The organism is Saccharopolyspora sp. NPDC002686, assembly GCF_040295745.1.
Taxonomy (GTDB): domain Bacteria; phylum Actinomycetota; class Actinomycetes; order Mycobacteriales; family Pseudonocardiaceae; genus Saccharopolyspora; species Saccharopolyspora oryzae.
The window spans coordinates 1-8,058 of record NZ_JBEOVY010000349.1 but is presented as its reverse complement, the minus strand read 5'-3'; the positions used below and the strand labels follow the sequence as shown (position 1 = coordinate 8,058).

Here is an 8,058-nt window from a genome sequence, read left to right as displayed (position 1 = left end):
GCTCGATGGTGGAGCAGCGCTAAGCCATCGCGTGACCCGACCCGGCCGTCCGCCGCGGTCGCGAAGCCGCGGCGGACTGCCGTGTTTCGGCCCGCCTCAGCGGGGCAGTCCCAGCTCGCCCGCGCGCAGTCCGGCTTGGAAGCGGGAATCGGCCTCGAGCTCGACCATCAGGTCGGCCATGCGCCGCCGGTCGCAGCTCGCCTGGTTGCGACCGCTGCGCAGGTGCACCTCGCCTCGCTGCTCGCGATTTCGCCACTGCTGCTGGCGATTCCGGGCACGGGGTTGCTCGACCACCTGGAGGAGAACGTCGCGGCGAACGATCTCAGCCTCGATGACGAGGGCATCAGCCCTTCATCGGCCCGAACCCGTGGCGTTCGGCGAACTCGTCGGCCGTCATGCCCAGCATGACCACGTCGTGGTGCTGGCCGGCGAAGAACTCGTGCTCGCGCAGCCGTCCCTCTTCCTCGAACCCGAGCGCGCGGTGCAGCGCGAGCGAGGCCTCGTTGAACGCGTAGACGCCGACCGAGCACTTGTGGTACCGGCGCTCGCCGAACATGTAGCGCAGCAGCAGGACGACGGCCTCGGTGGCGTAGCCGCGGCGCTGGTGTTCCCGGCCGATGCCGATTCCGTAGCCGAAGCGGCCGGCGCGCTGATCGGTCTCAGAGGTCGACAACGCGCCGACGAGCACGTCGTCGGCGCGCGAGTGCACGGCGAGCTGGAACTCGTCGCCCGCCGGATCCTTCACCGACTGCTCGTCGGCCCACCGGCGGTAGCCCTCGGCGGACCGGGGCGGGTGGATCATGTCCACCGCGCGCATGTCCGAGGTGTCGGCGTCGATGCGCAGGAACTCCTGCCAGTCCTCCGGTTCGATCCCGCGGAGGCGGACCCGGTCACCCATCCAGATCGATCCCACGTCGGCCGATCCAACCATGACCGCGGGAGGTGGTGCTCAGCGCCTGGCGAAGACGCCGATCGCGTCGTATGCGATCCAGGCGCCGTCGTCCTTGTGCAGCTCGATGGTGTTCTCGCCGACGCGGAACACCTGGGGCAGGGGCACTTCCAGGTAGGACGGCTTCAGCGGGGAGCCGGGCACCGTGCTGTCGCCCTGCGTGGATCCCTTGGTGGCACCACCGGCGAACCGCAGGCGGTCGACCGGGGTTCCGTTGATGCTCAAGACCGCCGACCCCGCTTTGGTCGCGTGGCTGTCGATGAGCCACACCGCGAGGTCCGCGCCGCTGGTCGGCAGGTCGGTCAGCTCGAAGGTCAGCCGGAACCGGTGGTCCCGGCGTCCGGCCCAGCCGTCGGCCGGGCCCGGATGCAGGTAGCTCCAGCCGGTGCGGGGGTCGTCGACGCCGACGCGGAAGTCGACGCCGTTGGGGAAAGCGGCCGGGTAGTCGGCGTAGCCGGCGGGGGACAGGGCGAACTCGAGGCCCTTGCCGTCGAACTCGCCCAGCACGGCCAGCGGGATCCCGGACCGGCTGACCGATTCCCGGCTGGTGACCGTGACCGGCCGGCTCGGTTCGCTGCGCGCACCGGCGGCGTCCACCGTCACGACTCGGTAGGTCCACTGCTGCGCGGCGCCGCCGAGTCCGCTGTGCTCGAAGTGCGGGTAGACGGTCTTGACCAGCAAGGTCTCCGGGGACACTGCGGCGTCGGCGCCGGGTGCGCCGTGCACCGCGTAGTGGTCGACCACGGTCTCCCACGGCGCGGGCTCCCAGCCGAGCAGGATGCGGGCGAGTTCGCCCCGGCCGCGCAAACCGGTTGCAGTGGGCGGAGGTGCGGTTGGCATCGCGGGGTCAGGCCTTCCTGTGCAGACCGGGCTCTCCGGTCGGGGTGCTGAAGCGGGCGACGGTCTCGGCCGGGGCGTTCGCGTCCGCCTGGATCCACGGCACGACCTTGAAGTCGGACACCAGCTCGTCCGGGGTGAGGCTGCACCGCACGTAACCGCGGCGGCCGTCGTAGAGCTTGACGTACGGGTGCTGCAACCAGTCCTCGGTGTAGTCGTCGGTCGGCGCGCCATCGCCGTCGGAGGCGATCGAGGTGCAGATCAGCTCCACGCCGACGGTGCGCGACGCCGGATCGGCGAAGTCGGCCTTGAGCTCGGCGGCCACGTGCTTGTGGATGTCACCGGTGAGCACCACGGGATTGCTGGTGCGCTGCATCGCCTCGATCAGCCGTCGCCGCGCCGCCGGGTACCCGTCCCACTGGTCGACGCGGTTCTCGGTGATCGCGGCGACGGCGACGCCGTTGGCCACCACGTTCCAGCGCGCCGGGGAATCCACCATCCCGTCGTGGAGCCACTTCTCCTGCTCGCGGCCCAGCATCGTGCGCGCTTCGTCGTGCTGCTCCGCGGAGTCCGCGGGCACCGGATCGCGGTACTGGCGGGTGTCGAGGATGTTGAAGCGAGCCAGCGCCCCGACGTCGAAGCGCCGGTGCACCTGGCCCGTCGGGCCTTCCGGCAGCGCGGCCACCGACAGCGGGAGGTGCTCGTAGAAGGCCCGGTAGGCCACCGCGCGGCGGTGCAGGAAGTGCTGCGGGGAGATGCCGTAACCCGACCGGTCGGCGGCGTAGTCGTTCTGCACCTCGTGGTCGTCCCAGGTCACCGACCACGGTGCGGCGGCGTGCGCGGCCTGCAGGTGCGGATCGGTCTTGAACAGCGCGTAGCGCAGCCGGTACTGCTCCAGCGTCTCGATCTCGACCTGGTGCTCGGTGCCGAGCTCGGGCGCTCCGCGCCGCCACAGGTTGCTCGACGTGATGCCGTACTCGTAGATGTAGTCGCCGAGGAACACCACCGCGTCCAGGTCTTCGGCCGCCATGTGCCGGTAGGCCGAGAAGTGCCCGTGGTACCAGGCCTGGCACGAGGCCGTCGCGAAGTTGAACGCCGCCACCTGCGCGCCGGGCGCAGGGAGCGTCCGGGTGCGTCCGACCGGGCTCAGCTGGTTCCCGGCGCGGAAGCGGTAGAAGTACTCGCGGCCCGGTTGCAGGCCGCCGACCTCCGGGTGCACCGCGTGCGCGAGCTCGGGTGAGGCGATCACCGTGCCGCGCCGGGTGATCCGGCTGAACCGCTCGTCCTCGGCGACCTCGTACTGCACCGGAACCTGGCTCTGCGGCATGCCGCCGTGTCCGTCCGGCGCGAGCGGTTCCGGGGCCAACCGGGTCCAGAGCACGACGCCGTCCGGCCGGGGATCGCCGGAGGCCACCCCGAGGCTGAAAGTGCCGTCGGGCAGCGGATTTCCCGGCAAGGCGCCTGCCGCGCCCGGCGCGGAGATGCCCAGGGCGACCGCCGCCGAGGTGACCCCGGCCAGCTGCAGGAACGTGCGCCGGTCGAGGCCGGTTGGTGACGCGCTCATCGTGCTCCGTTCAGATCGACGACGAACGCCAGCCTGAACGCCCGGAAGGGACGTCAGATGAAGATCAGGTTGCCGGAGCGGGTACTCCCGTAGACCGCTTGATCGGAATTGTCCGGCTTCACCGGGTGGAGGGTGCGGAGACCGAGCCTCGCGGTTTCGGTTCCGGGGCGATCAGCTTCCGGCGGCTGCGGCGGTTCTCGTCGACCGCCTTGAGCACGCGCTGCACCACCGCGTCGACCACTGCTCGGACGTCCCAGCGGTAGGTGGACAGGGCCGGGGTCAGCAGGCGGGAAACCGGGTGGTCGTCGTAGCCGAGCACCGAGAGGTCCGCCGGGATGTCCAGGCCGAGATCGCGCGCGGCTTCGTAGACGCCGTAAGCCATCGAGTCGGTCAGGCAGAAGACCGCAGTCGGTCGAGGCGCATCGGCCAGCGCGGTGCGCGCCGTCTCCGCCGCCTCGGTCAGGTCGTTCGGGCATGCCACCACGCGCAGCTCCATGCCGAGGTCCTGCGCGACGTCCTGGACGATCTTCTCCGCAGGCCGCTGCCGCAGCAGCCGGGGTCCCGGCGTCAGCACCAGGACGTCGCGGTGCCCTGCTTCGGCGAGCGTGTTCAGCGCATGGGTGACGCCCAGGGCGTTGTCGAACACGACCTCGGCGGCGGTGGGGGCGCCGGGCAGCGGGTCACCGATCGCCACCAGCATCGTCCGCTCGGCGGCCAGCGCCCAGTGCCGGGAGGTCGGGTCGACCGGGATGGTGACCAGCGCGTCGACCCGCTGGTCCAGCAGGTTCTTGGCCAGCAGGGCTTCGCGCTCCGGATCGGCTGCGGAGTCCATGAACAGCGCGTTGCGGTCCGCGGCGAGGAAGCTGCGGCCGAGGGTGGTGGCGAACTTCTGCTGCCACAGGTCTTCCAGCGAGCTGCACAGCACGCCGATCATGCCGGTGCGTCCGCTGGCCAGCGCGCGGGCCACCGGATCGGCCTCGTAGCCGAGGCGGTCGGCGGCCTCCCGCACGCGCTGCTGGGTCTCCTCGGGCACCTGCAGGCCGCGCAGCGCGTAGGAGACCGCCGCCGGGGAAAGCCCGGTTTCCGCGGCGATGTCCTTGATCGTGGGGCGCTTGCGGCGTGGCACCCGAAAAGCCTAGCGCGAACGCCGACTCCGGCCGCCCGAACAGCTTGACCGGAACCTCGGTGATGCGCTTCACTGAAACCATTCACTGAAGCGCTTCACAAGGGCGGCGGCCTTCGTGCGGCGGGCCGGTCCGGCCGTCGCTCCGGGAGGAGGCAGCGGTGTTCGGTGAACCTTTCGCGGTACCCGCGCGGCGCGCGCTCCCCGTCGACCGAGTGCGGGCGCTCGACGCTCTGCCCGGCCGTTTCCTGGACGTGGGGGAGCTGCTCGGTGTGGTCGCGGACCTGACCCGCCGACCTGAGTCGTGGGAGCAGCACGTTGCGTTCAGCGGGGAGAAGCGGCACTACGCCTCGCTGCACCGAGACGATTATGTCGACGTGTGGTTGCTGTGCTGGACCCCGGAGAACGACACCGGCTGGCACGACCACGACGTCTCCTCGTTCGCCGTCGCAGTGGTCCGGGGAGCTCTGGTCGAGCACAACCCGACGTTGGGCGGGCGCAGCCTGCGGACCGAGGTCGCTGCTGGGCACGTCTACGGCTCCGGCCCGGAGCACATCCACCGGCTGACCGGGAAGGCGAACGAGAGCGTCTCGATCCACGCCTACTCGCCACCGCTGTGGCGGATGGGGCAGTACGCGCTGCTCGACGGCGTGCTCCGGCGCATCTCGGTGTCCTACGCCGACGAGCTGCGCCCGGTCGGCGACTTCGCGAACTCCTCGCACTGAGCCGTTCCGGGAGGACCGATGTCCGTCGTGGCCCTCGACGGCACCGGACTGTCCATTGCGGACCTCCGGCGGATAGCGGACGGCGCGGCACGCGTGACGATCGCGGCCAGCGGTGCGGAACGCCTGCGGCGGAGCTGGCAGGCGGCCTGCGAGCTGACGCAACCGGTCTACGGCAGGACCACCGGTGTTGGCGGCAACTGCGGTGAGTGCGCGTCCGGTGCTGGACACGGGATGCGGCTGTTGCGCAGCCATGCGAGCGCGATCGGAGATCCGGTGCCGGAGCGCGAGTTTCGGGCGATGCTGGCGGTGCGGGTGAACCAGGTGTTGCGCGGTGGGTCGGGTCTGCAACCGGCGATCGCCGAGGCGATGGTGACCGTGCTCAACAGCGGAGCCCACCCGCAGGTGCACGAGCACGGCTCGGTCGGCACCGGTGACCTCGGGCCGCTGGCCGAGCTCGGCCTGGCCCTCACGGGTGCCGGCAGGTGGAACGGGCAGCCGCCGAGTCCGGTGACCTTCCAGCCAGGCGATGCGCTGGCCTTGATCAGCAGCAACGCGCTGACGATCGGCCGGGCGGCCTTGGCCGTCGCGACGGTCCGAAAGCTCTTGAACGCCTCGACGCGAGTCACCGCGTTGACGCTGTGCGCGGTCGGTGGTGCGACCGAACCGTTCGCGCCGGAAGTGCACCGGAACCGGCCGCACGCCGGAGCGAAGCGGGTGGCCGCCGAAGTCCTCGCGCAGCTGGGCGGCGCGGCGATCCCGGGCCGGCGCGTTCAGGACCCGTTCGGACTGCGCTGCTTCCCGCAGGTGCACGGGCCTGCGCTGGAGGCGGTGGCCGATGCCGAGTCGGTGCTGTCCGCGGAGATCAACGCGGCTGCGGAGAACCCGCTGATCACCCCGGCCGGTGCCTTCCACCACGGCGGTTCGCACACCGCGCAGCTGGCCCTCGCCCTGGACCGGCTGCGACTGGCCGTGCTGGCCACCGCGCAGCTGTCCGCGGCCAGGCTGTCGATGCTCACCGAACCGGAGCACACCGGTCTTCGGCCGTTCCTCGCCGCCGGGCCGCCGGGAAGCTCGGGAATCATGCTGCTCGAGTACAGCGCGGGATCGGCCTTGGCCGAACTGCGCGCCGCTGCCTTCCCCGCGACCTTCGGGCACGCCGTGCTGTCCAGGGGAACCGAAGACCACGCGGGTTTCGCCTCCCAGGCGGCACGGCAGACCGAACAGCTGGCCGACGCGTACCGCCTGGTGCTGGCGTGCGAGCTCGTCGCAGCGGTGCGCGCGCACCGGATGCTCGAGTCGCGGATCGAGGCACCCGTCCGGGAGCTCTACGAACAGGCGTGCTGCCGACTCGACCCGGACGTGCAGGATCGCCCGTTGTCCGACGACGTTTCGATCGCCGCGGCCCTGCTCGACGAGCTCACCTGATGCCGGCAGGTCGTCGGGCCGGAACCGCCTGCGCGAGTCGCTCGGCGAGTTCGAGGTTGAGCCGTGCTTCCTCCGGTGTCCGACGGCCGTGCCCGCAGGCGGCAGCCACGGCGGCGACGGGTTGTCCGAGGGCGGCTTCGGTGTGCCGGAGCGCACGGGCGGACAGCTCCGGGTGGTGTTCGTCGACGCAGCCCGCGATCACCTCGACGCCTCGGGCGAGGTCGCGCAGCGGCGCGTAGCTCGTGGCGGAGCTGGACGGTGGTTGATCGCCGTGGGCCAGCGGGATGTGCATGGCGGGCAGCGGATGACCGACGTGCCGCAGCCGCGTCGCCAACGCGTTGATCACCTGCACGGCGGACCGCAGGCCTGCCGGTCGGAACAGCGCGTGGTGCCCGAGATCCCCGTAGCACAGGTGCAGCGTCCACCGGGCGGATCGCGGGGCGGCGGTGATGAGCCTGGCCAGCTGGTGGGCGAGCAGGCGTGCCGCCGCCCGGCGGGCCGCGGCCGGTGCCCGGTGCATGACGTAGAGGACCGCCGGGGACTCCAGCTGGAAGGTCACTTCGGAGCCGTGGGACTGCGCGATCCGGGTGACCTCGGAGATGACCATCTGCTCGAAAACCGCGTGGAAGCGCGGCGTCTGCCCGACGCCCAGGGTGAAGATCGAGAGGTCCAAAGAGGACGGAACGCTGACCTGGACGGGTGGCCCGGCGTCGAGCCGGCGACGTGCGGCGACCGCCGCGGCCACCTCGGGCGGGCGGCCCAGCGCGATGTCGTCGGTGGTCAGCCGGTGCCCGGATCGGACCCGGTAGACCGGCATCGTGGCGTAGCTGCTCCCATCACCGGACTTCGCGGTCTCGAGCCCGGGAACCTCGGCGCGCGCCAGCAGGTAGTCGATGATCCAGTTCGGGTCCACATCGCAGGGCAGCGCGGTGAGCTCGGCGTTCCCGGAGTGCTCGAGCACCCAGCGCATGCCCGAAACGGCGTCCGGGGCGATGTCGGGCGGCAACGAGCCGACCAGGTGCACGCGGCGTCGGGAGTCGGAGATGGGGAACGGCAGTGCCATGGGAACCTCCGGGAAGCGTTGTGACCTGGCTGGAGCGGCACGGGAGGGAACTTCGCGCATCGCTCCGGTCGGGGTGGCGGCCGGAGGCGTGATCGCGGGTGCCCAACACTGGCAGATCCCGTGCGGTGGTGCAGGTTTTCGCTTCCCGCTAAGGGGGTAACGACCCGTTCGGCGGTTCGCCCGGTGGTGCCGGTCAAGCGTGACTCCGGTGGAAGATCAGGCGGTAGATCAGCAGCAGGATCAGCGACCCGATCACCGCCCACACGAAGCTCATCAGGTTGAAGCCGGTGACGCCGCCGCCGGTGAGGTGGGACGCGATCCAGCCGCCGAGGAACCCGCCGACGATGCCGATCAGGGTGGTCACGATGATCC

General features: G+C 71.3%; 9 protein-coding genes. 2 read left to right on the top strand and 7 right to left on the bottom strand.

What is annotated here, in order from left to right; translation table 11 throughout:
• Positions 1-96: 96 nt before the first annotated feature.
• From ABTZ89_RS31980 to ABTZ89_RS31960, 5 genes are all read right to left on the bottom strand, one after another.
• Complete coding sequence (locus tag ABTZ89_RS31980) at positions 97-294, bottom strand: hypothetical protein (RefSeq protein ID WP_351051769.1); 198 nt, start codon at positions 292-294, stop codon at positions 97-99.
• Between the two features lie 49 nt (positions 295-343).
• A complete protein-coding gene (locus ABTZ89_RS31975; RefSeq protein ID WP_351051766.1) occupies positions 344-913 on the bottom strand; it encodes a GNAT family N-acetyltransferase in 570 nt (189 codons plus the stop codon).
• Between the two features lie 36 nt (positions 914-949).
• The gene (locus ABTZ89_RS31970; protein ID WP_351051763.1) at positions 950-1,789 is read right to left on the bottom strand and encodes a hypothetical protein; all 840 of its coding nucleotides are present in this window, start codon (positions 1,787-1,789) and stop codon (positions 950-952) included.
• Between the two features lie 7 nt (positions 1,790-1,796).
• On the bottom strand, positions 1,797-3,350 hold the full coding sequence (locus ABTZ89_RS31965; RefSeq protein WP_351051760.1) for an alkaline phosphatase D family protein: 1,554 nt from the start codon (positions 3,348-3,350) through the stop codon (positions 1,797-1,799).
• A 118-nt stretch (positions 3,351-3,468) separates the two neighbouring features.
• The gene (locus ABTZ89_RS31960) at positions 3,469-4,476 is read right to left on the bottom strand and encodes a LacI family DNA-binding transcriptional regulator (RefSeq protein ID WP_351051757.1); all 1,008 of its coding nucleotides are present in this window, start codon (positions 4,474-4,476) and stop codon (positions 3,469-3,471) included.
• 158 nt (positions 4,477-4,634) lie between these two features.
• Here ABTZ89_RS31960 and ABTZ89_RS31955 point away from each other — a divergent pair, with 158 nt between their 5' ends.
• Positions 4,635-5,198 (top strand): cysteine dioxygenase, encoded by a 564-nt coding sequence (locus tag ABTZ89_RS31955; protein ID WP_270951913.1) that lies wholly within the window; start codon positions 4,635-4,637, stop codon positions 5,196-5,198.
• Between the two features lie 18 nt (positions 5,199-5,216).
• Positions 5,217-6,623 carry an aromatic amino acid ammonia-lyase gene (locus tag ABTZ89_RS31950; RefSeq protein ID WP_351051753.1) on the top strand — a complete coding sequence of 469 codons (1,407 nt, stop codon included), beginning with the start codon at positions 5,217-5,219 and terminating at the stop codon, positions 6,621-6,623.
• Here ABTZ89_RS31950 and ABTZ89_RS31945 read toward each other — a convergent pair.
• Positions 6,616-7,686, bottom strand: a complete 1,071-nt coding sequence (locus ABTZ89_RS31945) for a hypothetical protein (RefSeq protein ID WP_351051751.1) — start codon at positions 7,684-7,686, stop codon at positions 6,616-6,618. The two genes, ABTZ89_RS31950 and ABTZ89_RS31945, sit on opposite strands and share 8 nt — an antisense overlap.
• Before the next feature lie 193 nt (positions 7,687-7,879).
• Positions 7,880-8,050 (bottom strand): GlsB/YeaQ/YmgE family stress response membrane protein, encoded by a 171-nt coding sequence (locus tag ABTZ89_RS31940; protein ID WP_351051772.1) that lies wholly within the window; start codon positions 8,048-8,050, stop codon positions 7,880-7,882.
• Positions 8,051-8,058: the final 8 nt, after the last annotated feature.